This window comes from Bradyrhizobium sp. CER78, from assembly GCF_029846235.1.
Lineage (GTDB): Bacteria > Pseudomonadota > Alphaproteobacteria > Rhizobiales > Xanthobacteraceae > Bradyrhizobium.
Map to the genome: position 1 here is coordinate 91,691 of NZ_JARVWP010000019.1, position 22,991 is coordinate 114,681.

Consider the following 22,991-nt stretch of genomic DNA (forward strand, 5'->3'; position numbering starts at 1 on the left):
GGTTCAGCCTTCCAGCCAGACGTCGTCGTATTTCGGCTTGCCCAGCAGGTTGGGGCGATAGCCCTGCACCTTCTTGTTCATGGCGACCAGTTCGAACTGGAACGCCAGCGGCACGACGAAGGCATTCTCCATCACCAGCCGTTGCACGGCGGCGAAGGCCTTGCGCCTGACCTCGATATCTTCAGAGGCGCGCGAGTCCTTGATCGCGGCCTCGAGCTCCGGCGGCACCGGCGCGCGGCCGCCATTGTAATAGGCGTCCTTGGTGAACATCAGCGAATAGGTCAGGCTCGGATCGGGCCGGCCGGTCCAGGCCGCAAGCAGGCCTGAGCCCTTCTTCTCCGGACCGAAGAATGCGGCGGAAGCTTCCGCGATCGGCGCGTTGACGAAGCGCACATTCATCCCGGCCTTGCGGAACTGCTCGATCAGGATCTCCTCGCGCTGCACCGAATCCTGATCGGAATAGCCGCCGATCTCGATCGGGGTGCCTTCCTTGAAGCCGGCTTCGGCGAGCAGCTTGCGCGCCTTGCCGGGATCGTAGGGATAGAGTTTTGCGACCTCGGCATCATAGGCCCAGTGCGACTTCGGCAGGTTCATGTAGGCCGGTTCGGCGAGGCCGGCGAGCGCGGCCTTGACGAAGGACTCGCGATCGATCGCGAAGTTGAGCGCCTGGCGGACCTTGACGTTGTCAAACGGTGGCTTGGCCCAGTTCAGGAAGATCTGGAACACGTAGAGCGTCGGGCCGTGCACCACCTTGACGCTCGAGGCGCGCTCGATGATCGCCTTCTGCCGTGGCGGCAGCTGGTAGATCAGATCGTTCTGGCCCGCCGAAACCGAACGCGCGCCGGTGGTGAGCTCGGGAATGATCGAGAATTCGATGCCGTCGGGATAGGGCCGCTCCGGCTTCCAGTATTTCGCGTTGCGCTTGACCACGATCTTCTCGCCGTCGGCCCAGCTCACGAATGCATAGGCGCCGGCGCCGACCGGCTTGCGCGTCACGACGCCGCCCTCGGCCGCCTTCAGCGCCGTCGGCGACACCATCATGCCGGCGCGGTCCGAGAGGATGCCGGGCAGCGCGGTATCCGGCGTCTTCAGCTTCAGCGTGACCTGCTGCGGGCCGGTGACCTCGACCGCGTCGACCGAGAGCAGATCGGCCTTGATGTTCGACTTCGCATCGCTCCGGTTACGATCGAGGTTGAACTTGACGGCTTCCGCATCGAGCGGCGTGCCGTCATGGAAGGTGACGCCCGAGCGGATGTTGAGCACCAGCGTATTGGGATCGGTGAACTTCCAGCTCTCGGCAAGCCCCGGCTTCGGCTTCAGCGTCTCGAATTCCCATTCAACCAGCGTGTCGTACATCGTGAACAGGAAGGCGTGGTCGGAGCCGGCGCCGCCGGTGGCGGGATCGAGGCTCGACGGGTTGGCCGGCGCCGAGATCCGCAAGGTGCCGCCCTTCTTCGGCGCGCCTTGCGCGAAGGCGCCGCCACCAAGCGTCGTGCCGGCGAGCGCTGCAGAGATCAGCGCCATGGCCTCACGTCGTGTCGTCATCGTCATGGCGCTTCTCCAGTGTTTCTAGTTGTGCGAAAATTCGGGCGGTCGGCGAAATGGCAGGCCACCCAGTGATCGGGCTTCAGCTCGCGCCATTCCGGCGCACACTCGGTGCAGAGCGGCTGCGCGTGCGGGCAGCGGGTGCGGAAGCGGCAGCCTGAGGGCGGATCGATCGGGCTCGGCACCTCGCCCTGCAGCACGATCCGGCTCTCCTGCCGCATCGCCGACGGCAGCGGCCGCGGCTCGGCCGACAGCAGCGCGATGGTGTAGGGATGCAGCGGCCGCTCGGCGACCTCCTCGGTCGGGCCGAGCTCGACGAACTGGCCGAGATACATCACCGCGACGCGCTCGCTGATATGCGAAACCACGGCGAGATCGTGAGTGATGAAGACATAGGTCAGGCCGAGATCGCGCTGCAGATCGGCAAACAGATTGAGCACGTCGCCGCGGATCGACATGTCGAGCGCGGCCACCACCTCGTCGCACACGATCAGCTTTGGCTTGAGTGTCAGCGCGCGAGCGATCACGACGCGCTGCTTCTGGCCGCCGGAGAGCTGGTGCGGATAGCGCTCGCCGAATTCCTGCGGCAGGCCGACGCGCTCCAGCGCCTCCCGCGCCTGCCGCTCGCGCTCGGTGTGGCTGCCGATGCGCGCGAGCTCCAGCGGTTCCAGCACGGAAGCCAGGATTGTCATACGCGGGTTCAGCGCGGCGTTCGGATCCTGGAAGATGATCTGGTAGTCGCGGCGATGGTTTTGGAATTCCCGGCGCGGTAGCGCCAGCGGGTCGATGCCGTCATGGAGGATGGCGCCGGCGCTGGGATTGAGCAGGAACACCAGCGCACGGCCGATCGTGGTCTTGCCCGAGCCGGACTCGCCGATGATGCCAAACGTTTCGCCGCGGCGGACGTCGAAATTGACGCCGTCGACCGCCTTGACGGTGGCGCGGCGGTCCGAAGTCTGGAAGCGGACCTGGAGATCGCGCACCGAGACGATGGGCTCGCGGCGCTGTTCAACGGATGCTGCGGTCATTGCGTCGCAACCTTCGCAGCAGCCGGCGCGTCGGGCGGATGCAGCGCACCCGGCAGATTGAGCTCGGCGAAGCGATGACAGCGCACCCTGCGGCCGCCGCCGGCGTCCTGCAGTTTCTGCTCGGCCTCGCAGCCCTTTGCAGCATGCGCGCAGCGGGCGCGGAAGCGGCAGCCGGCCGGCATCTCGGCGATCGACGGTACCCGGCCCGGGATCGACGGCAGCCGGCCGTGGCGCGGGCTCAAATGCGGCAACGAGCGTAAAAGTCCCGACGTATAGGGATGCAGCGGCCGCACCAACGCCTCGTCGACGGCGGCGTCCTCGATCACCTCGCCGGCATACATCGTAATCATCCGCGTGCAGGTCTCGGCAACGACGCCGAGATCGTGGGTGATCAGCATCAGCGCGGTCTTCGAGGTCTCGCTGATGTCGCGCAGCAACTCGAGGATCTGCGCCTGCACGGTGACGTCGAGCGCGGTGGTCGGCTCGTCCGCGATCAGGAGCTGCGGGCCGCAGATCAGGCTCGCCGCGATCATCACGCGCTGGCGCATGCCGCCGGACAATTGGTGCGGATAGTCGTCGATCCGACGTTCCGGCGAGGCGATGCCGACGCGGCGGAGCATCTCCAGCGTCTTGGCGCGCGCTTCCTCCTGGCCGATGTTGCTGTGGACGCGCAGCGTCTCGGCGATCTGGTGGCCGACGGTGAAGACCGGATCGAGCGCGCTCATCGGCTCCTGGAAGATCATCGCGATCCGCTTGCCCCGGATCGCGCGCATCTGCCGCGCACTGCAGGAGGCGAGATCGACGCCGTCGAACAGGATCTTGCCATCGAGGCCGGCAAAGTTTCCCGGCAACAGGCGCAGGATCGAGAGGCCGGTGATGGTCTTGCCGCAGCCACTCTCGCCGACGATGCCGACCCGCTCGCCGGGCGCGATGTCGAAGTCGATCCGCCGCGTCGCCTGCCAGATGCCCTGCGTGGTCTTGAAACGGATGCCTAGCCCGCGCACCGAGAGCAGCGGCCGCGCGCCGTCGCGCGCACCCTCCGCCCTGCGCTGTGCCGGTGGCCCTGCTCCCATCAGCCCGCCGCCCGCTTCTTCTCTTTCACCAGCTGCTCCTCCATCAGCATCTCAGTGCCGATAATACCGTCAGTGGTGAGCTCCTCGAGCTCGGCGTCGGAAAGCCCGAGCATGCCTCCGAGGATCTCGCGATTGTGCTCGCCGAGCGTCGGCGGCACCGAGCGGATCACGAACGGCGCGTCGCCTTCGCGGAATGGCATCGACGGCTGCGGATGTTTGCCGATGAAGGCGCGGTCGACCTGCTGGATGAAGCCGCGGGCGTGCAGCTGCGGATCCTTCAGAAGCTCGATCGGCAGCCGTGCCACGCCGGATGCAACGCCGGCAGATTGCAGCGCGGCCATCGCCGCATCGGCGTCGCGCGCCGAAGTCCAAGCCGTGATCGCAGCCTCGATCTCGCCCTCGATGGCGCGGCGGCCTGCGACCGCCTTGAGCCTTTCGTCCGATGCCCAATCGTCGCGGCCGAGCAGCCGTGCCAGCTTTGGCCACATCGCGTCATTGGACACCGCGACGACGATCCAGTTGTCGTCGCCATCGCAGCGAAAGCAGCCATGCGGCACGAAATCCGGATGGCGGTTGCCGTATTTCGCCGGCGGCTTGCCGTCGATCGAATGCGCGACGATCCAGGGTGCGGCGAACGGCATCATGCATTCGATCTGCGCGAGATCGATGAACTGGCCCTGCCCCGTGAGCCCAGCGTGAATCAGCGCGGTCAGCACCGCGGCAGCACCGTTGAGGCCGCCGACAGCATCGCCGAACGCGGTATGGCTCATGACCGGCGGACCACCCGCGTCGCCGACTACGCTCGGCAGGCCGGAGCCCTGCTCCAGGGTCGATCCGTAGGCGCGGCAGTCACGATGCACGCTGCCGGCGCCGAACGCCGACATCGACATCATCACCAGCTTCGGGTTCAGCTTGCTCAGCACGTCGTAGCCGAGGCCGAGCTTGGGCAGCACCTCGACCGAATAATTGTCGACCACGAGGTCGGCATCGGCGAGCAGGCGTTTTGCAAGTGCAAGCCCCTTGGCCCGGGTCAGGTCGAGCGTGATGCCGCGCTTGTTGCGGTTCATGATGCAGTAGCGCACCGACTTCTCGTACATCTGCTCCAATACATAGGCCGGGCGGCGATCGACGCCGCGCCACCAGTCCGGATACTGCGTCGCCTCGATCTTGATGACGTCGGCGCCGAGATCGGCGAGCGTGCGGGTGCAGATCGGCCCGGCCCAGCCCATCGAGAAGTCGACGACGCGGATGCCTTCGAGCGGCAAGCGGTTGGTCGGAGCCGGCTTCGACACCGGCACGCGCGGCGCGGCCTCAGGCCTCGCCTGCTGCTCGCCGATATCAGGCACGCGGCCACCGCGCAGCGGCGGCGTTGCCACCAGCCGCTGCATCGTGCCGGCGGAAAAGCCGGTCTCGTCGCCGACCGTGATCGGCACGATGGCGCCGCGGGCGCGCTTCTCCTCATCGGCGATGAGGTCCGATACCTCCGGCACCGGCACGATCGGGATCTTGCGCTTGAGACCCTCGGCAAACCATTCCTGTGCGGTGCGCTGTTTCAGCTTCGGCAAAATCTTGGCTTCAATCTCGGCGACATGGCGCAGCCGGTCGACGCCCATGACCAGCGTCGGATCGTCGCGCAACTCGTTCAGCCCGAGCATTTCGCAGAACGCGCGCCACTGCGCCGGGGTCACCGTGGTGACGCCGAGCCAGCCTTGTTTGGTCTCGTAGATGCCGACCGGAAAGGTCGGCCAGAACCGGTTGACGCCGATGCGCCGCATGATGTCGCCGCGCTGGAACGCCTCGAACATGATGTATTCGGTGACGGCGATGCTGGCCTCGAACAGGCTGAGATGGCTGCTGCGACCACGCCCATCCTGCATACGGCCGAGCACCGACGACGCGGCGGCGATGAAGCCCCACAGCCCGCCCAGGATGCCGGTCTGGAAATCCGGCGCGTGCATCGGCGGCCCCTGCTCGGGGCCGACCAGCTTCACGAGGCCGGTCAGCGCGCGGATCGTAGAATCGGTCGCAGCATAGTCGGCGTAGGGACCGCGATCGCCGAACCAGGCGAGGTCGAGATGGATCAGGCCCGGATTGTCGTGCTGGATCGCGGCGAGATCGAGATCGGGACAATCCGCCGCGGCGATACCGCGTCCATCAAGCAGGATGTCGCAGCTTGCGATCAGCTCGCGCAGGCGCGGCGCGGCGCTCTTATCGAGCACGACACTCGATTTGTTGAAATTGAGAAACGCAAACCATGCGCTGTGCCCTTGCGGCGTCAGCGGCGCGGTGCGGCGAAGCGGATCGCCCTCGGGCGGCTCGACCTTCTGCACATCGGCGCCGAAATCGGCGAACAGCCGCGCGCAATAGCTCGTCGCCGCAGCACTTCCGATCTCGACAATCCGCAGATGCGACAACGCGCCCATCAGGCTTCCTCACCAACATGACCAGCCGGCGACAGCGGCTGATTCAGTTTTCTTGTTGGGGTGAACTTGAAGCCGCGCCGACTGTGTGATGCAAGTGGAATTTTCTTCCGCTTGACGGAATTAGCGGAATTTGACTGCGCCTGACGCTCCGCGCGAAACGACCATTGTGCAGCTAATTGCAGGTGAGCTGCGCTTCGAACCAATGTTGCAGCGAGCTCGAAATTCGCGGCCATGCGCGCAAGACATGCGCGTATGTGGCCGCGCTCGCGCGATGGATGCCGCGCAGTTCCTGCTCGATGGCCGGAAGATCAACACCGAGGCACCGGCCGGCCTTTGCGACGGTGCGACCATCGACCACAAGCTCTGAGATCAGCGACGCATTGCCGCGTGCGAACAAGAGGTCGAGCGGATCGGCATCGAGAATCTGATCGCACTCGAGCCGGTCGAGATCGATACTGACGAAATCGGCCGGCGCGCCTATGGCAAGCTCGCCCGCTCCCGGCGCACCGGTCGCGCGCCGGCCATTGCGGATCGCGAGCGCGAAGAATTCCTGCGGTGTCCAGCTGCGCTTGAATCCTGTTCCGCCGTGCATCATCTGCACCAGCCGCATCTCGCGCAGCACGTCGTCGTCTTCATCGAGCGCAAGCCCGTCGACGCCGACCGCGATCGCGCAACCGCATGCGTGCGCCGCCGCGATCGGCGCCAGCCCCGAGCGCAGGTGCAGGTTCGACGAGAAATTGGTCACGATGCGCGCGCCTGACGCGGCGATCATCTCGATCTCGTCGGGCCGGGCGTGGATGCAATGGGCGAGCGTCAGCCGCTCCGAGAGCAAGCCGATGTCGCGGAGATAGCGGACGATGCCGCCGGGAAAATGTGTATCCGCCCAGCCGCGCTGATAGATCGTCTCGAGCAGATGCATGTGAACCCGGCGGCCGGTCTGCGCGGAATTCTCCGCGACCGCCTCCAGCAGCGGCTTCGAGCACCACTGCACCCCGGCAGGCCCGAGCTGCACATCGACCTTCGGCCCGCCGATGGCCGCGGCGATGGCGTCGGTCAGCTCGATATAGGCTTTCGGCGACATCGGGGCGCGGACGAACAGTTGCTCGATCGTCCTGCGATCGTCGCCGGCGAGACTTGAGAGCACCGGTTCGCTGTCGCCGTAGACGATCGGATTCTGGTCGCGCACCGCGATCGCAAAGGCGATGCGGATGCCGACATCGTGGGCGGCGCGTGCAATCGCCTTGGCCTCCTCGACCATTGGCATGATGCCGCTCGGGCGGGTGTAGTGCACCATCATCGCCGCGCAGCCGGCCTGCGCTGCACGAGCAAACGCCGAGGCTGCGGTGAGATACGGATCGACCGGCGTGCTCACCACCGTGCGTAGGAGCCAGCTCTCCAGGGGCATGCCGACCGCGCCGAACGCAGATGCCCTCGGGCGGGCATGGTCGTGGGCGTTGACGAAAGCGGGAAGGATGAGAGAGCGCGGGCCTCTCTCCGGCTCCGCGGCGTCGGAGATATCGGTGATGACGCCGCCGTCGTGACGAAGCACGACGACATTGCGGAGACGGCGATCAGGATTGGAAAACAGGCGGGTTGCCGTGACGTCCATCGCAACGTCCTCCGCCGTCATTGCGAGGAGCGAAGCGACGAAGCAATCCATCTATCCCCATGCGAGGCATGGATTGCTTCGCTTCGCGCGCAATGACGAGAATAGTCAGTTCGCAGTATACACCAGCTCCCGCTCCGCGCGCGGCGGCAGGAACTCGCGCGAAAACACTTCAGCAGGCGCCGGCGTGCGGGCCAGCTGGTAGCCTTCGACGATGAAACCGATGGCGCGGGCCATGCGGTCGTCCTTGACGTCGCCGATGCCGATCTCCTTCATCTCCGGCGAGACGATCAGCTTCTCGAAGGAATACTGCAGCCGGCGCTTCTCGACGTCGACATTGATCAGGTTGTCATAGTTCAGCGCGGCCTTCATGGCGGCGTTCTGGTCTTTGGCAACCGCGATCGCGCCCTTGTTGATGGCGCGCACCAGGCCCGCCACCGCCTTCGGATTCGCCGCGATCAGCTTGCGCGACACCATCACGCCGTTGGAGTAGAGATCGAGCCCGTAATCGCCGAACGAGAACCATTTGAAGTCCTTATCCGGATCCTGGCGGTTCAGCACCAGGTTGAAATAGCTCGTGATGTTGAACACCAGCGCGGCGTCGATGTCGCCCTTGATCAGCATCGGCTCCTGCAGGTTCGGCGCCATGTTGGAGATCTTGATCTTCTCGCCGTCGAGCCCGTTCTTGTGCACGAACACTGGCAGCAGCCGGGTGGTCGGCGTGCCCTGCGCGCCGCCCAGGGTGTGACCCTCGAAATCCTTGATCGACTTGATGCCGCTCGAATTCTTGGCGACGATCGCGAATGGCGGTTGGTTCCACATCATGTAGACCATCACAGGCGCATCCTGCGGCTTGGTCGCGGCATTCTGGATGATGGCGTTGACGTCGCCGAACCCTGCGTCATAGGCGCCGGACATGATCCGCGTCACCGTCGCGCCGGAGCCCTCGCCCTGGTCGATCACGACGTTGAGGCCCTCGTCTTTGAAGTAGCCATTGTCCTTGGCGTAGAAGAACGCGGCATCCGAGCCCTGCGTCTTCCAGCCCAGCGTGAACTTGATGGTGGTTTCCTCGGCACACGCGGGACCCGCGACCAGGGCCAATCCCAACAGTGCGGCGCTTACTCTTCTCAGCATCGAGATCTCCTTAAGCTTCATTGCTTGACAGTTGACGAAGTCCTCAGGTCGCGATGACATTGTCCTTGCGCGTCGCCCAGCCCGTGACCTGGCCCTCGATCAGCGAGAACAGGACGTAGAGTGCGACACCGAGACCGGCGAGCACGAACAGGCCGGCGAACACCAGCGGCACGTTGAAGTTGGAGGATGCGGTCATCATGACGTTGCCGATGCCGCGGTTCGAGGCGACGGTCTCCGACAGCACCGCGCCGACAAAGGCGTAGGAGACCGCGACCTTCAGCGAGGCGAAGAAGAACGGCATGGTCCTCGGCAGCCCGACGTTCCAGAGGATGTCGAACTTGCTGGCGCCGAGCGCCTTCAGCACGTCCTCGAGCTCGGGCTCGGTGGTGGCAAGGCCGGTGGCGATGTTGACAACGATCGGGAAGAAGCAGATCGACAGCGAGGTCAGCACCGCCGGCACGGTGCCGGAGCCGAACCACAGCACGAAGATCGGCACCACCGCGACCTTCGGGATCGAGGAGAAGCCGACCAGCAGCGGATAGCAGGTGTCGTAGGCGGTCTTCGACACACCGATGATGGCGCCGAGTGCGACGCCGAGCGCCACGCCGAGCACGAAGCCGATCATGGTGGTCACCAGCGTCTGCACGATATGCGGCCAGAGGATCGGGAATTTCTCGAACAGCGTGGCGAAGACCTGCGACGGCCGCGGCAGCACGAGATCCGACATGCCTGTCATCAGGCAGAACAGCTCCCAGGCGACGAAGAACAGCACGATCAGCGCCGCTGACCAGGCCTTCTGCCTGATGTCTGATACGGACATGGTCAGGCTCCCTCTCGCGCCGCGGTGCGCGCATCGACGATGAAGGCGCGGAGTTTCTGGTTGAGTGCGACGAAGTCAGGCTCGAAGGTCATCGCTACGGTGCGCGGGCGGGCGAAATCTACTCTGGAGTCATCGAGGATGCGGCCGGGCCGCGCGCTCATCACGCAGACGCGGCTGGCCAGGAAGCCGGCCTCGCGCAAATCGTGGGTGACCAGCAGCACGGTCGGCTTGTGGGTCATCCACAGCTGCTGAAGGATCCCCCACAACTCCTCGCGGGTGAACTGGTCGAGCGCGCCGAACGGCTCGTCGAGCAGCAGCATGCGCGGCTCGTGGATCAGGGCGCGGCACAGATTGGCGCGCTGGAGCATGCCGCCCGAGAGCTGCCAGGGATAGCGGCCGCCAAAGCCCTTCAGCCCGACCTGCTCGAGCAGCGCGTTGGCCTTGTCGCGGAACTCGGTCTTGCGCAGCTTGCGGAATTGCGAGCGGAACGGCTCGACGATCTTCAGCGGCAGCATGATGTTCTTTTCGATCGTCATCCACGGCAGCATGGTCGGGTTCTGGAACGCCATGCCGACCCGCATCGCGCGCGCCGCGACCTCGCGGCCGCCGACGATGACGACGCCGGTGGTCGGCCGCGCCAGACCCGACACCAGCCGCAGGATGGTGGACTTGCCGCAGCCGGACGGGCCGACCAGCGCCACGAACTCGCCATCGGCGATCCGCAGCGTCGTTGTCGACAGGGCCGGCACGGCGCGGGCGCCGCGGCCGAAGGTGACGGAGGCTTCCGACAGCTCGATCGCGGTCGGCGCGGATTCGGCGGCCATCGGCTCGCCGGCAAATTCGGAGTTTGGTTGCATGCGCATCACAAGCAAAGTGCATGCAAGCTGGATGCCAGCAGCCCGGCCCTTGAAAATCAATGGGATCGCGGGATCGGCGGGCGCGGCGCCGGATTCCTTTTGGGCAATCCACAGCCCGAACTGCATGCAATTGCAGCGCCCGATTGTTTTAGCGGTATGATAAAGAGGCGTTCGAAGCACGTTTCGAGAGGGATTCGCGGCAATGGCGGCGCGCGCCGACACCAGCAAGACGGCTGAATCGTCCGACAAGGTCAGCGTGATCTGCCGTGCGCTGCGGCGCGCGATCATCGAGCAGGCGCTGGAGCCCGGCGCGAAGCTGCCCGAGGATTCGCTCGGCGAACGTTTCGGCGTCAGCCGCACCATCGCGCGGCATGCGCTCGGGCAGCTCGCCGCGGAAGGCCTCGTCGAGCTGCGCCGCAACCGCATCGCGGTGGTGGCGACGCCGAGCTGGCAGGAGGCGCGCGATGCCTTCGACATCCGCATCGAGCTGGAGCGGCTGGTGGTGCGGCAGCTCGCCGGCAAGCTGACCAAGCCGCAGATCGCCGAACTGAATGCCCATGTCGATGCCGAGGATCGCGCCCGCGACGGCACCGATGCGGTGTCAATCCGGCTCGCCACCGAATTCCACATCCTGCTCGCCCATATGACGAACAGCCCGATCCTGGTGCGCTATGTCAGCGAGGTCGCCTATCGCTGCTGCCTGACGCTGTCGCTGTACAGCCGGCCGCATTCATCGGAATGCGCGATCAACGAGCACCGCGCGATCATCGCGGCGCTGGCGAAGGGCGATGTCGACAAGGTGATGGGGCTGATGCACAGCCACCTCGACTCGGTGGCGACCCGCGCACTGGTCACACCCAGCCCTCAGCGCGGGCGGGATCTGCTGGATATTCTGGCACCCTACGCAGACGAGGCGAGCGGCGAAAAGGTGGTGAAGCTGCCGAAGGCGGTGCGGCGCTGACCGCGACAATCAATCTATCACCGTCATCCTGAGGTGCGAGCGGAGCGAGCCTCGAAGGATGCACGGCCCGGCCGGTGGCCGTCGATTCTTCGAGGGCCGCTGAAGAAGCGGCCACCTCAGGAAGACGGGTTTAGAGTGAAGCGCGCATCTTAAGCCTCAATCCCCCGCTGCAGCAAAATCCGCTCGGCGCTGTCGTTCCAGACGTCCATCTTGACGATCTGCCCGCCCTTCACGACGAAACGATCGACATAGCGGTTGCCTTCGAACGGCGTGCCATCGATCCATTCGCCGTACAGCGTGCCGACGCTGTAGACGACGGTCTCGCCGGTGCCGGGGCAGACGTCGAAGCGATCCATCCGCTTTTTCACCCAGCGATAGCGCCTGGCGTTGAAGCCGGTCGGCCCGCGGGGATGGTCGAATTCGCGCCCGCCGGTGAAGGTGATCACCGTGCCCGGCTTCATATAGGCCGCCGCCGCGTCGGGATCGGGGATCATCGACGCGGTCAGATAGGCTTCCACGATCTCGGCATCGGATAGCGGGCGGGCATCGGCTTTAGCGGTAACGGACACGGCGGGACCTCCTGGGACGATCGGGACTCTACAATCCGGCCGCAAAAGTGTATGCATATTTTTTAGACAATCCGGTGTGCAAACTGCACACAATCTGACGCTGCCGATTCCCTGCCCTTCCGCTAGGCTAGGACCACCCCGATGTTTCTTCCGCGATGACTGCGAAACCTGCCTTCGACCTGGTCCTCCGTCATGCCGTGACGCGCTCATCCGCGTCGGCGGTCGATATCGGCATCGCCGACGGCAGGATCGCCGCGATCGCGCCGCGCCTTTCCTGCGAGGCCGTCGAGGTTGACCTGGGCGGGCGGCTGGTGCTGCCGGGCTTCGTCGACACCCACATCCATCTCGACAAAGCCTGCCTGCTCGGCCGCTGCGGCCACGACCATGCGAGCCTCGGCGAGGCGATCCGCGCGGTGTCGGCGATGAAGCGCGACTTCACGGTCGAGGATGTTTATGCGCGCGGCGCCAAGGTGATCGAGCGCGCGATCACCGCGGGCACCACACGGATGCGGACCCATGTCGAGATCGACCCGCGGATCGGGCTGCGCGGGTTCGAGGCGGTCAAGGCGCTGAAGCGGGACTATACCTGGGCGCTCGACCTCTCCCTTTGTGTCTTCCCGCAGGAGGGCCTGACCAACGATCCCGGCGCCGACGAGCTGCTGGTCGCCGCGCTCAACGACGGCGCCGAGGCGATCGGCGGCTGCCCCTATGTCGACACCGATCCGAACGCGCATATCGCGCGCATCTTCGATCTCGCGCAGCACTTCGACCTCGATGTCGACCTGCATCTCGATTTCGACCTCGATCCCTCTTGGTGGCACATGGAGGAAGTCTGCCGGCAGACCGAGCGGCGCAACTATCACGGCCGCGTCGCGATCGGGCACGCGACAAAACTGTCGGCGCTGCCGCCGGAGCGGCTGAAGGCGGCGAGCGCGCGGCTTGCCGGGGCCGGCGTTGCGGTCACCGTGCTGCCCGCGACCGACCTCTATCTGATGGGGCGCGATGCTACCCACAATGCGCCGCGCGGGTTGACCGCCGCGCACCGGCTGATTGCCGATGGCGTGCTGTGCTCGGTCGCGACCAACAACGTGCAAAATCCCTTCACGCCGTTCGGCGACGCATCGCTGCTGCGGATGGCCAACCTCTACGCCAATGCCGCACATGCCGGGATCGGTGAATTCGACACCTGTCTCGATCTCGTCACCGATCTACCGGCGCGGCTGATGAACCTGCGCGACTACGGCATCGCGGTCGGCAATCCCGCCGACATCGTCGTGCTCGATACCGACAGCGGATCCAACGCGATCGCCGAATTGCCGGACGTGCTGATGGGTTACAAGAACGGCCGCAAGACGTTCGAGCGGCAACGGCCGACGCTGTTCCGGGCTGGCACCAGACTCTCCCCGTCACCCTGAGGAGCGCCCTTGCGCGTCTCGAAGGGTCGACGGCCACCAGCGGGGCCGTGCATCCTTCGAGACGCGCTACGCGCTCCTCAGGATGACGGGGTGAGTGGGCAGCGCGCGAAGCGACTGTGTGACGCAGCACCAACCTGCGCGCATTGTCGCCCTGCCCTGGTGCGAATTGACGCCTTCGTCGATCCGTTGTTGAACTTGCCCAACATCAACAAAAGCCGGGCGGGAAACCATGAGCAAATCCACCACGATCAAAAGCGTCGAGACGCTCGCCTGCGATGCCGGCTGGCGGAATTATCACTTCGTCAAGGTGACGACCACCGACGGCCTGGTCGGCTGGAGCGAGTATGACGAGGGTTTCGGCGCGCCCGGCGTGACGGCGGCGATCGAGCGGCTGTCGGCGCGGGTGGTCGGCAAGAACGCGTTCGAGCACGAGCCGATCTATGTCGAGCTGTTCGCAGCGACGCGTCCCGCCGCCGGCGGCGTGGTGGCGCTGGCGCTCGGGGCGATCGAGAACGCGCTGCTCGACGTCAAGGCCAAGGCGCTCGGCGTGCCCTGCTACGATCTGCTCGGCGGCAAGATCCGCGACCGCGTGCGGGTCTACTGGTCGCATTGCGCGACCTGGCGCATCAACCATCCCGACTGGTACAAGCCGGCGATCACTGATCTCGACGGCGTCAAAGCGATCGGCGCCGAGGTGCGCGAGAAGAAATTCACGGCGATGAAGACCAACATCTTCGTCTACACCGACGGCAAGCCGCAGGGCTGGCGTCCCGGCTTCGGCTCGCCGTTCCAGCCCGAGATCAATATCGACCGCACGGTGCTGCGCAATCTCTGCATGCATCTAGAGGCGATCCGCGACGGCGCCGGGCCGGATGTCGATCTGCTGCTCGATCTCAACTTCAACGCCAAGACCGAGGGCTATCTGAAGATCCTGCGCGCCATCGAGAAGATGGACATGTTCTGGGTCGAGATCGACACCTTCAATCCGCAGGCGCTCGGCTATATCCGCCGCCAGAGCCCGCACCCGATCTCGTCCTGCGAGACGCTGCTGGGCTTGCGCGAATTCCTGCCCTATTTCACCGAGCAGGCGATGGACGTCGCGATCATCGACACGCCGTGGAACGGCGTCTGGCAGTCGATGAAGATCGCCGCCGCCGCCGAGCATTTCGAGGTCAACGTCGCGCCGCATAATTTCTACGGCCACCTCTGCACCATGATGAACGCGCATTTCTGCGCCGCGGTGCCGAATTTGCGGATCATGGAGACCGACATCGACCGCCTGGCCTGGGACCACGAGCTGTTCACCCACGTGCCTGAGTTTGTCGACGGCCATCTCGTGATCCCGGATCGCCCGGGCTGGGGCACCGAGCCAAATGAGGAAGGCCTGCGCGCGCATCCGCCGAAGAACAAGGGCGGGCTCTTAAATTACGGGCTGAAGAAGTAAGGACTATCGCCCCAGCCCTCACCCCATCGTCGTCCCGGCGAAGGCCGGGACCCATAACCACCGCTGCGTGGTGTGAAAAAGGATCTTGCCCCAGCGGAGTAAACCAATCGCCAGCTGGGGTAATGGGTCCCGGCCTTCGCCGGGACGACCCATTGCAATGGATGGGAAACAGTACACGCTATCACCGTCATCCTGAGGTGCGAGCGGAGCGAGCCTCGAAGGATGCACGGCCACAGTCGGGCCGTCGACCCTTCGAGACGGCCGCTGCGCGGCCTCCTCAGGATGACGGTGATGGAGTGGCCACCGCGCCTCAATTGTCCTCGCGCACCGCCGTGAACGCGCTCTCGATCACGTCGCCGATCGGCTGCCAGGCGTTGCCGTCAAACTGCACCAGCCGCATCTGCTTGATCGGGCGGAAATCCTTCGGTCCGGTGTTGATCACGATCCCGGGCAGCGCGATCGGGCTCTGATAGTCCTTCAGCGAGGCCGCCTGCCGCATGATGTTGTCGCGCGACAGGTCGTCGCCGCACTGGCGCAGCACCTGCATCAGCGTGTCGGCGGCGGCATAGCCGAACACGGCGTAGATGTCGTCCTTGTCGCCGTCGGGGTAGTACTTGTCCATGAAGGCGTCCCACGCCTTGATCTGCGGGTCGTTCTTCCAGGCGGCATCGCCGGCATCCTTCAGGAACGAGGTCGAGATCACGCCGAGCGAATTTTGCAGGCCCGCAGGCCGCAATGCGCTCGCGATCGAGGCCGACGCATTGTCGAGGATGAACACCGGATGCCAGTCGAGGTCGGCGGCGACGCGGATCGCGCGCGCCGCGATCGCCGGGGCGCCGTCGAACACAAGGATGTCGGCGCCAGAGTTCTTCAAGATTCCGATCTGGTTCTGGATCGCGGTCTCCGATGCGTCGAAGGCGAGATCGGCGACGATCATCCCTGCGGTGTCGCCGAGCCCCTCCTGCAATCCCCTGAACAGGTCGCGGCCGAACTGGTCGTTCTGCCAGAGCACCGCGATCTTGCGGGAGGGATAGGCGGCCTGGATGTAGTTGGCGTAGATCTGCCCTTCGGCGCGGAAGGTCGGCTGCCAACCCATGGTCCAGGGGAAGGCCCTCGGATGCGCCCACTCCTCGTCGCCGGAGGCAACGAACAGCTGCGGGATCTTCCTCTCGTTGAGGTATTTTCGGACCGCGAGGTTGCTCGGCGTGCCGAACGAGCCGAACATCAGCAACACGTCCTGCTTCTCGACGAGATCGCGGGTCTGCTCCATCGCGGTCTTCGGATTGGAGCTGTCATCGACCGAGACGAACTTGACCTTGCGGCCGTTGATGCCGCCATGCTCGTTGATCATGTCGAAATAGGCGGCTTCGGCGCGCCCGATGGTCGCGAACGCGGCGAGCGGCCCGGTGTAGGGCATAACATTGCCGACGCGGATCTCGCTGCCGGCTGCATCCTGCGCCTGCTGCGCGCGCAACGGCGCCGCCGCGAGAACAGCTGCAAGGATAAGCAATATCGAAAGCGCAGTTTGTCTTTTTGTTTGCATCAACATCGCCACAACGCCGGCGCAGGCCGGCGCTCCCTCCCAGCGAGCGGACTTTATCGCCCAAGCCAAGGACGGAAAAATGAAATGTTGATGGCGGAGGCGGACCTGTCTTCACCTCTCCCGCTTGCGGGGAGGTCGGATTGCATCGAAGATGCGATCCGGGTGGGGGCTTTCTCCGCAATTTGACTCGTGGAGAGACCCCACCCCAACCCTCCCCCGCAAGCGGGAGAGGGAGCGCAGTCCCCGCACGGCGATCAGCGCAATGTTCAGCGCAATGTTATGTCGAGCCAGCCCAGCGGATTGACCGTGACGCAATCACCGTCATCGACCAGCACCGTCGTGGTTTCGGCCTCAATGATCGCGGGTCCGGCCAGCGAATGGCCCGGCTTGAGATCGTCGAGCGCATAGACCGGCACCTCGCGCCAGGCCCCGAGCCAGGCCTGCCGCTTGCCGCGCGGCGCACAGGGCGCAGCCGAGCTGGCCTTTCCGGCATCAATGCTGCCGCGCGCAACCTTACCGACCGCGGCGACGCGGGCATTGACGAACACCACCTCCTGCCCGGGCGAGGCATAGGTGTAGAGCTCTTCGTGGCGGCGATGGAAGCGCTCCTCGATCTGCGCGACGAGGTCGGCAGCGCCGAGATCGAGGTCGCCGAGCGGCACGTCGATCTCGAACACCTGTTCGCCGTAGCGCATCTCGGCCGAGCGCTCGATCGCGATGTCACCCTTGAACCAGTCGCGCAGCCGGCCGGCGGCCTGCTCCTCCAGCGCGGCGAACAGCGCCCGCACCTCATCGGCGGAAATCCGGCCCGTACCGTAATGGGTGCGGCTGACCTCGTAGCGCAGATCGCTGGTCAGCATGCCCCAGGCCGACAGCACGGAAGCCACCGTCGGCACGATGATGCGCTTGATCTCGAGCTCGCGCGCGACTTCGGCCGCGTGCATGCCGGCGGCGCCGCCGAAGCTGAGCAGCGCGAATTTGCGCGGGTCGACGCCGCGGCGCAAGGTCATCAGGCGGATGCCGTCGGCCATCTTCAGATTGATCATCTTGTAGATGCCGGCGGCGGCCTCGATCCGCGACAGTTCGAGCGCTTTCGCGATGCGGTCGACGGCGGCTTCCGATGCCGCACGATCGAGCGGCCGCGCGCCGCCCATGAAGGCGGCGGCATCGAGATAACCGAGCACGACATTGGCGTCGGTGACGGCAGCCGCCGTGCCGCCATTGCCGTAGCAGGCCGGGCCCGGCACCGAGCCCGCGCTCTCCGGCCCGACCCGCAAGGTGCGGCTCCCGTCGACGCTGGCGATCGAGCCGCCGCCGGCGGCGATGCTGGCGATGTCGAGGCTGCGCAGCGCGATGCGCTGGCCCGCGAGCATGCCGTCGGCCGACAACGACGCCTCGCCGTCTGCGATCAGCGAGATATCGGTCGAGGTGCCGCCCATGTCGAACGGCACGAGATCGGGAATCCCGAGCATCTCGGCGCAACGGCGGCTGCCGGAGATGCCGCCGGCCGGGCCGGACAGCACAGTGCCCGCGGCGAGCCGCGAGGCCTCCTCCACCGGCGCCATGCCGCCATGCGACAGCACGACGAACAGCGATCCCTTGAAGCCGGCCTCATGCAGGCTGCGCTCCAGATTGGTGAGGTAGCGCCGCACCGTCGGCTCGACATAGGCGTTCACGATCGTGGTCGAGACGCGCTCATATTCCTTGATCTGCGGAAGCACGTCGCTGGAGCGCGACACGCTGACATCGGGCAGCTCCTTCGCCAGCCGCTCGACCGCGGCGAGCTCATGCGCCGGATTGAGATAGGCGTGCAGGAAGCAGACCGCGACGGAGTTCGCGCCCGACCGTTTCACCTCGGCGATGACCTCGCCGAGCGCTGTGGCATCGAGTGCGATCGCCGCGCTGCCGTCCGCCTTCAGCCGCTCGCGCACGCCGAGGCGGCGCTCGCGCGGCACCAGCGGCTCGGGCGGCGGCGTGCGCAGATCGTAGCGATCCGGCTTCAGCCCCTCGCGCATCTCGACGACGTCGCGATGGCCCTCGGTGGTCAGCAGCGCGACCCTGGCGCCCTTGCGTTCCAGCAACGCATTGGTCGCAACCGTCGTGCCGTGCACCAGCCGATCGGTCTCGGCCAGCATCGCCGCGCGCGTGACTCCGAGGCGGCGCGCCAGCTCGTCCAGTCCCGCCATCACCCCGAGCGACTGATCGGCCGGCGTGGACGGTGATTTCGCGAAAACGGTGCGCCCGGTTTTGTCAGTTGCAACCAGGTCGGTGTAGGTTCCGCCGACGTCGACTCCAATCGTGTACATGCTTACCTACACCGCCTTCGAAACCAGACCCTGCTCAGCGTCGCGCGCCCGCGCCTCCGCCGACCGCTTCTCAGGCGGCCCCCAGCCGCCGCCGCCGGACGAGCGGACCTCGAGGCAGTCGCCAGGGCGCAGCTCGATGCCGACCTCTTTTGTCTTGAGCACGCGCGGCTCGCGGCCTTCCGAGAGCAACCGGTAATGATGCGGCTCGCCGTCGCTGCCGCCGAGCATGCCGCAGGGGCCATGGCGCGCGCCGTCGCCGGCGGTGTTGCCTTTGGCGGGCTTCTGCGTCTCCAGTACCATGTCGAGCGCCACGCCGAGGCCGCCGCGATGCTGGCCGTCGCCGCCGGAATCCGGCCGGAACTCGTGCTGGCGGAAATGCAGGGGGAAGCGCACCTCGGCGACCTCGATGCTGCCGAATTTGAGACCGCCGACTGTGTGCCATTCGCCGATCGAGGAATAGCCGTCGCCACCGATCGAGGCACCGCCACCCGGCCGCGCCTGGAACATGTGCCAGATGAAATTGCGCCCGTTGCGCGGATCCTCGCCCTGGATCGCGATGCGGAAGCGCCTGCCCCAGCCGCCCATCACGCGATCCGGGCACGACGCCGACATCGCCTTGATGATCGCTTCGACGATCTCGTTGGAGGGATGGCTGGTGCACAAGGTGACGGGGCGGCCGGGATCGGCCCACACGATGGTGCCCTGCTTCGCCACCACCTTGAGCGGTCGCAGCGCGCCGGTGTTCTTGGGGATATCGGCGTCGATCAGATAGGCAAACGCCATCGCGACCGCAGCCTGCATATTGGCATGCGACGAGTTGACGAAGCTGGTCGACTGCGGATCGGAGCCAGTGAGGTCGACCTCGATGTCACTGCCCTTCTTGGTCACCTTGGCGGCGATCTTGATGTCGGTGCGGCCATGGCCGTCGTCGTCCAGCAAAGCCTCGCCATAGAACACGCCGTCCTTCCAGGAGGACACCACCGCGCGGGTCTGCTGCTCGGTCGCGTCAAGGATCGCTTCGATCGCGGCTTCCACCGTCTCCGCGCCGAACTCGCTGAACAGTTTTGCAACCCGTCGCTCGCCGAGATGCGCGGCGCCCAGCATCGCCGCGAGGTCGCCGCGGAATTCACGGGGGTTGCGGATGTTCAAGGCCAGCAGGTCGAGCAGATCCTCGCGCGGCTTGCCGGCCTCGTAGAGCTTGATCGGCGGAATGCGGATGCCTTCCTGGTAGATCTCGGTAGCGCCGGGATTGTAGGCGCCGTGGGTGGCGCCGCCGATGTCGCTCTGGTGCGCGCGCACGATGGTCCAGAGCAATCGCTTGCCGCCGTCGAACACCGGCACGAACGCGGTCAGGTCAGGCAGGTGACTGCCGCCCTGATAGGGATCGTTGAGCAGGATGACGTCGCCGGGCGCGACATCCTTGAAGCGTTCCTCTACCGCGAGCGTCGCCCAGGGCAGGGCGCCGACATGCACCGGGATGTGATCGGCCTGCGCGATCAGCCGCCCGCCGGTATCACAGATCGCCAGCGAGAAATCGCGGCTGGAATTGAGGATCTGGGAATAGGAGGTGCGAAGCATGGCTTCGCCCATCTCCTTGACGATCGACGACAGGCGGTGCTGGACGACGGAGCGGGTGATCGGATCGATCTTGGCGGGCGTGGACACGTGACTTCCGGGAGCGGTGGAACAGGCCGCTATCTTATCGCCGCCGCCGTCGAGGTATAGAGCCAAAACAGCACGATCCCGATCGCCAGCGCGGCGGCGATGAACAGCAGCACCGCGGGCAGCCCGAACAGCGCCGCGACGCCGGCGGTGCTCGATTGCAGCAGCGCCGCGCCGAGGAAGAACGCGAGATTGACCGACGACAGCGCCTTGCCGGTATTCTGCGCGTCGACCAGTTGCCGCGTCATGCCGTAGATCAGCGGCTGCGCAGATGTCGCGAGCCCGATCAGGACCAGCAGCACCAGGTCATATTGCGTCGGCATCACGGCAACGCCGAACAGGTTCGAGATCGGGAAATGCGGCGCGCCGGCCGCCATCGCTACCAGCAGCAGTGCGGCGATAGCATGGGTTGCCGCCACCATGGTGCGACGGTGCCCGAACTTGCGATCGAAGGCGCCGATACAGGCCGGGCCAATGATCATCGCCAGCGTGAACAGGCCGAGCAAATTGCCGGCCTCGATGCGGCTCAACCCCTTCACATCCATCAGCCACGGCCCGCCCCACAAGCCGCGCAAGGTCAGCGACGCGCCGAGCGACACCAGCGACAGCGCGATCAGCCCGCGCAGGCCGCGCGACAGGCCGAGCCGCAGCACCTCGGCCATCTGATGCAGCGGCGAGGAATCATCCGCATGCGCCGCCGGCTGCCGCGGTACCAGCGCGAACACCGCGATCAGCACCGCAATACCGAAGCCGGCCGAGACCCAGAAGCCGGCGCGCCAGCCGAACTGATCGACCACGAAGGCCAGCGGGCTCGCCGACAACAGCATGCCGATATTGCCGATCGAGAGGATCAGGCCCGACCACAGGCCGAACTTCGCCGCCGACATCTGCTTGGCGGCGAGCGTCATCGGGCACATCAGCATGCCCGAGGTGGCGACGCCGAGCATCAATTGTCCGAGCACGAAGCTCGCGGGCCCCGTCGCGATCGCCGAGACCAACGTCCCGACCACGGTACCGGCGAGCAGGCTCAGCGACACCGGCCGCACGCCAAAGCGGTCCATCGCGGCGCCGACCGGGATCTGCGAGGCGGCAAAGGAGAAATGATAGATCGAGGTGAGGCTCGCCAGCGCCTGCGGCGAGGTGCCGAAGTCGCGTGCCATCAGATCGAGGCTGATCGCCGGGATCGTCCGCAGCAACGTCGACAGCATGTGGCCAGAGGCCAATGCCAGAAGTGCAAGAACCAGGGCGCGGAACCCGATCCCCGCCTCTCCCTTCGTCACCACGCCGTCCATGAATCGCCTATTCCCCAAGCATCGCGGGGACGGGCGTAACATTATTAGGCTGATGGTGCCAACTTTCGCGGCAGCGCCGATGGGCTCAGCCTATCCGCGGATTCGCCTTGCCTCTCCCGCTTGCGGGGGAGGCCGGATCGCATCGTCAGATGCGGTCCGGGTGGGGGCTCTCTCCACGATACGACTCGTGGAGAGAGCCCCCACCCGTAGCCGATGCTTCGCATCGGCGTGTTCTCAGGAACGGCGGCCGAAGGCCGCCTATGCCTCCCCCGCAAGCGGGAGAGGGAGTCCACCGATTTCGCGGTTAGCTTCGGCAACTACTGCTTATGGAACACCAGGGTCCGCAGCTCGATGCTCTCGCGCGGCGCAGCGTCGGCCGGCGTGGTCGGGTCGACGAACGCCGTATGCGGGCCAAACCGCGTCCGGCCGTCGGTCGCCGAGTCGTAGCATTTCAGCAGGATCGCCTCGTCCGGCGTCATCTCGGGAATGTAGAACCAGCGATGGTTCGGATTGTACTTCACCGAATAGGTCTCGCCGCTGCGGTTCGGATAGATCAGATCCGAAGCGATCAGGTCCTCCGGCGCGATCGTGGTGCCGTCGGCCATCGCCAGCGGCGAATCGCGCAGCGGACCGCGGATCGGGCGCCACAGATTGATCACCTGGACACGGCCCTTGACGAGCTGCTCGGCCTCGTCAGGCAGATGCTCGAACACACGGTTATGGCCGGAGACAGCGGTCTGGTCGACATGGACGCGCGTCGCGGGCTGGCGCGGACCGCCGCCGCGGATATCGGCGGCACCCTCGACGCGCTTGCGCACGGTGTGGTCGAAGATGAAGACGCGATCGGCCTTCAGCGTCGCCTTGAGGAAAGCTTCGACGGCCGGGTAGTAGACGTTGCGGACTTCGTTGTCGTCGTAATAGTCCTTCACGACGGTCGGATGCTTGACCAGCGCAAAGCCCTCGCGGTCGAGCGAGAAGCTGTCTGATATCAAGCGCCCGTCGAAGATCGGAACGTTGTGGGGTTCGGGCAGCGCGGTGGATTTGGGCTCGCCCGGCGGCGGGTCGAAGGCGTAGGTCCGGGGCTTGCCCGGCGTCGGCGCGAGGTAGTTCAGCTCAGCAGTCACAAACGGCAGCGACTCGATACGAGTTTGTTGAAGGCCCATGGTGATCTCCCGGACTCGATTGTTGGTCTGTTTGATCTTGGCGGCGGCGGCCGGGGTGACAAGGGCGCGGCGAAAATAGCAACGCTGCTGTTCTCTCCGGTACGGAACGGGAAAATTCCTTCCGGTGTCATCATCGCGAAGTGGATGGTT

General features: G+C 65.8%; 17 protein-coding genes. 3 read left to right on the forward strand and 14 right to left on the reverse strand.

The annotated features are described in order from the left end of the window. Window positions 1-3 precede the first annotated feature (3 nt). From QDT69_RS30775 to QDT69_RS30810, 8 genes are all read right to left on the reverse strand, one after another. On the reverse strand, window positions 4-1,551 hold the full coding sequence (locus QDT69_RS30775; protein WP_279710222.1) for an ABC transporter substrate-binding protein: 1,548 nt from the start codon (window positions 1,549-1,551) through the stop codon (window positions 4-6). Beyond that, the gene (locus tag QDT69_RS30780; protein WP_279710223.1) at window positions 1,548-2,573 is read right to left on the reverse strand and encodes an ABC transporter ATP-binding protein; all 1,026 of its coding nucleotides are present in this window, start codon (window positions 2,571-2,573) and stop codon (window positions 1,548-1,550) included. The genes QDT69_RS30775 and QDT69_RS30780 overlap by 4 nt, the downstream gene beginning before the upstream one ends. Then, on the reverse strand, window positions 2,570-3,646 hold the full coding sequence (locus QDT69_RS30785) for an ABC transporter ATP-binding protein (protein WP_279710224.1): 1,077 nt from the start codon (window positions 3,644-3,646) through the stop codon (window positions 2,570-2,572). The genes QDT69_RS30780 and QDT69_RS30785 overlap by 4 nt, the downstream gene beginning before the upstream one ends. Further along, a complete protein-coding gene (locus QDT69_RS30790) occupies window positions 3,646-6,069 on the reverse strand; it encodes a CoA transferase (RefSeq protein ID WP_279710225.1) in 2,424 nt (807 codons plus the stop codon). The genes QDT69_RS30785 and QDT69_RS30790 overlap by 1 nt, the downstream gene beginning before the upstream one ends. A 172-nt stretch (window positions 6,070-6,241) precedes the next feature. Further along, on the reverse strand, window positions 6,242-7,678 hold the full coding sequence (locus tag QDT69_RS30795; protein WP_279710226.1) for an amidohydrolase family protein: 1,437 nt from the start codon (window positions 7,676-7,678) through the stop codon (window positions 6,242-6,244). Window positions 7,679-7,783: 105 nt separating this feature from the next. Further along, window positions 7,784-8,809 (reverse strand): ABC transporter substrate-binding protein, encoded by a 1,026-nt coding sequence (locus QDT69_RS30800; protein ID WP_279710227.1) that lies wholly within the window; start codon window positions 8,807-8,809, stop codon window positions 7,784-7,786. A gap of 43 nt (window positions 8,810-8,852) precedes the next feature. Beyond that, window positions 8,853-9,629: an ABC transporter permease gene (locus QDT69_RS30805; protein ID WP_279710228.1), complete on the reverse strand. Its 777-nt coding sequence runs from the start codon at window positions 9,627-9,629 to the stop codon at window positions 8,853-8,855. A 2-nt stretch (window positions 9,630-9,631) separates the two neighbouring features. Continuing rightward, on the reverse strand, window positions 9,632-10,486 hold the full coding sequence (locus QDT69_RS30810; RefSeq protein WP_279710229.1) for an ABC transporter ATP-binding protein: 855 nt from the start codon (window positions 10,484-10,486) through the stop codon (window positions 9,632-9,634). A gap of 202 nt (window positions 10,487-10,688) precedes the next feature. Between QDT69_RS30810 and QDT69_RS30815 the strand changes: the two genes are divergently transcribed. Then, complete coding sequence (locus tag QDT69_RS30815) at window positions 10,689-11,447, forward strand: GntR family transcriptional regulator (protein ID WP_279710230.1); 759 nt, start codon at window positions 10,689-10,691, stop codon at window positions 11,445-11,447. A 149-nt stretch (window positions 11,448-11,596) separates the two neighbouring features. On the opposite strand, the gene QDT69_RS30820 is transcribed toward QDT69_RS30815, so the two are convergent. Continuing rightward, window positions 11,597-12,016, reverse strand: a complete 420-nt coding sequence (locus tag QDT69_RS30820) for a nuclear transport factor 2 family protein (protein WP_279710231.1) — start codon at window positions 12,014-12,016, stop codon at window positions 11,597-11,599. A 155-nt stretch (window positions 12,017-12,171) separates the two neighbouring features. Between QDT69_RS30820 and QDT69_RS30825 the strand changes: the two genes are divergently transcribed. After that, on the forward strand, window positions 12,172-13,431 hold the full coding sequence (locus QDT69_RS30825) for an amidohydrolase family protein (protein WP_279710232.1): 1,260 nt from the start codon (window positions 12,172-12,174) through the stop codon (window positions 13,429-13,431). Between the two features lie 229 nt (window positions 13,432-13,660). Beyond that, window positions 13,661-14,875, forward strand: coding sequence for a mandelate racemase/muconate lactonizing enzyme family protein (locus tag QDT69_RS30830; protein WP_279710233.1), 1,215 nt, complete (start codon window positions 13,661-13,663; stop codon window positions 14,873-14,875). Window positions 14,876-15,185: 310 nt separating this feature from the next. Here the strand turns inward: QDT69_RS30830 and QDT69_RS30835 are convergent, their stop codons facing one another. From QDT69_RS30835 to QDT69_RS30855, 5 genes are all read right to left on the reverse strand, one after another. After that, window positions 15,186-16,418 carry an ABC transporter substrate-binding protein gene (locus tag QDT69_RS30835; RefSeq protein WP_279710234.1) on the reverse strand — a complete coding sequence of 411 codons (1,233 nt, stop codon included), beginning with the start codon at window positions 16,416-16,418 and terminating at the stop codon, window positions 15,186-15,188. A gap of 266 nt (window positions 16,419-16,684) precedes the next feature. Next, complete coding sequence (locus QDT69_RS30840; protein ID WP_279710235.1) at window positions 16,685-18,724, reverse strand: hydantoinase/oxoprolinase family protein; 2,040 nt, start codon at window positions 18,722-18,724, stop codon at window positions 16,685-16,687. Window positions 18,725-18,730: 6 nt separating this feature from the next. After that, on the reverse strand, window positions 18,731-20,389 hold the full coding sequence (locus QDT69_RS30845) for a hydantoinase B/oxoprolinase family protein (RefSeq protein WP_279710236.1): 1,659 nt from the start codon (window positions 20,387-20,389) through the stop codon (window positions 18,731-18,733). Between the two features lie 29 nt (window positions 20,390-20,418). Then, window positions 20,419-21,678 carry an MFS transporter gene (locus QDT69_RS30850; RefSeq protein ID WP_279710237.1) on the reverse strand — a complete coding sequence of 420 codons (1,260 nt, stop codon included), beginning with the start codon at window positions 21,676-21,678 and terminating at the stop codon, window positions 20,419-20,421. 317 nt (window positions 21,679-21,995) lie between these two features. Beyond that, a complete protein-coding gene (locus QDT69_RS30855) occupies window positions 21,996-22,841 on the reverse strand; it encodes a CmcJ/NvfI family oxidoreductase (RefSeq protein WP_279710238.1) in 846 nt (281 codons plus the stop codon). Between the last annotated feature and the right edge of the window lie 150 nt (window positions 22,842-22,991).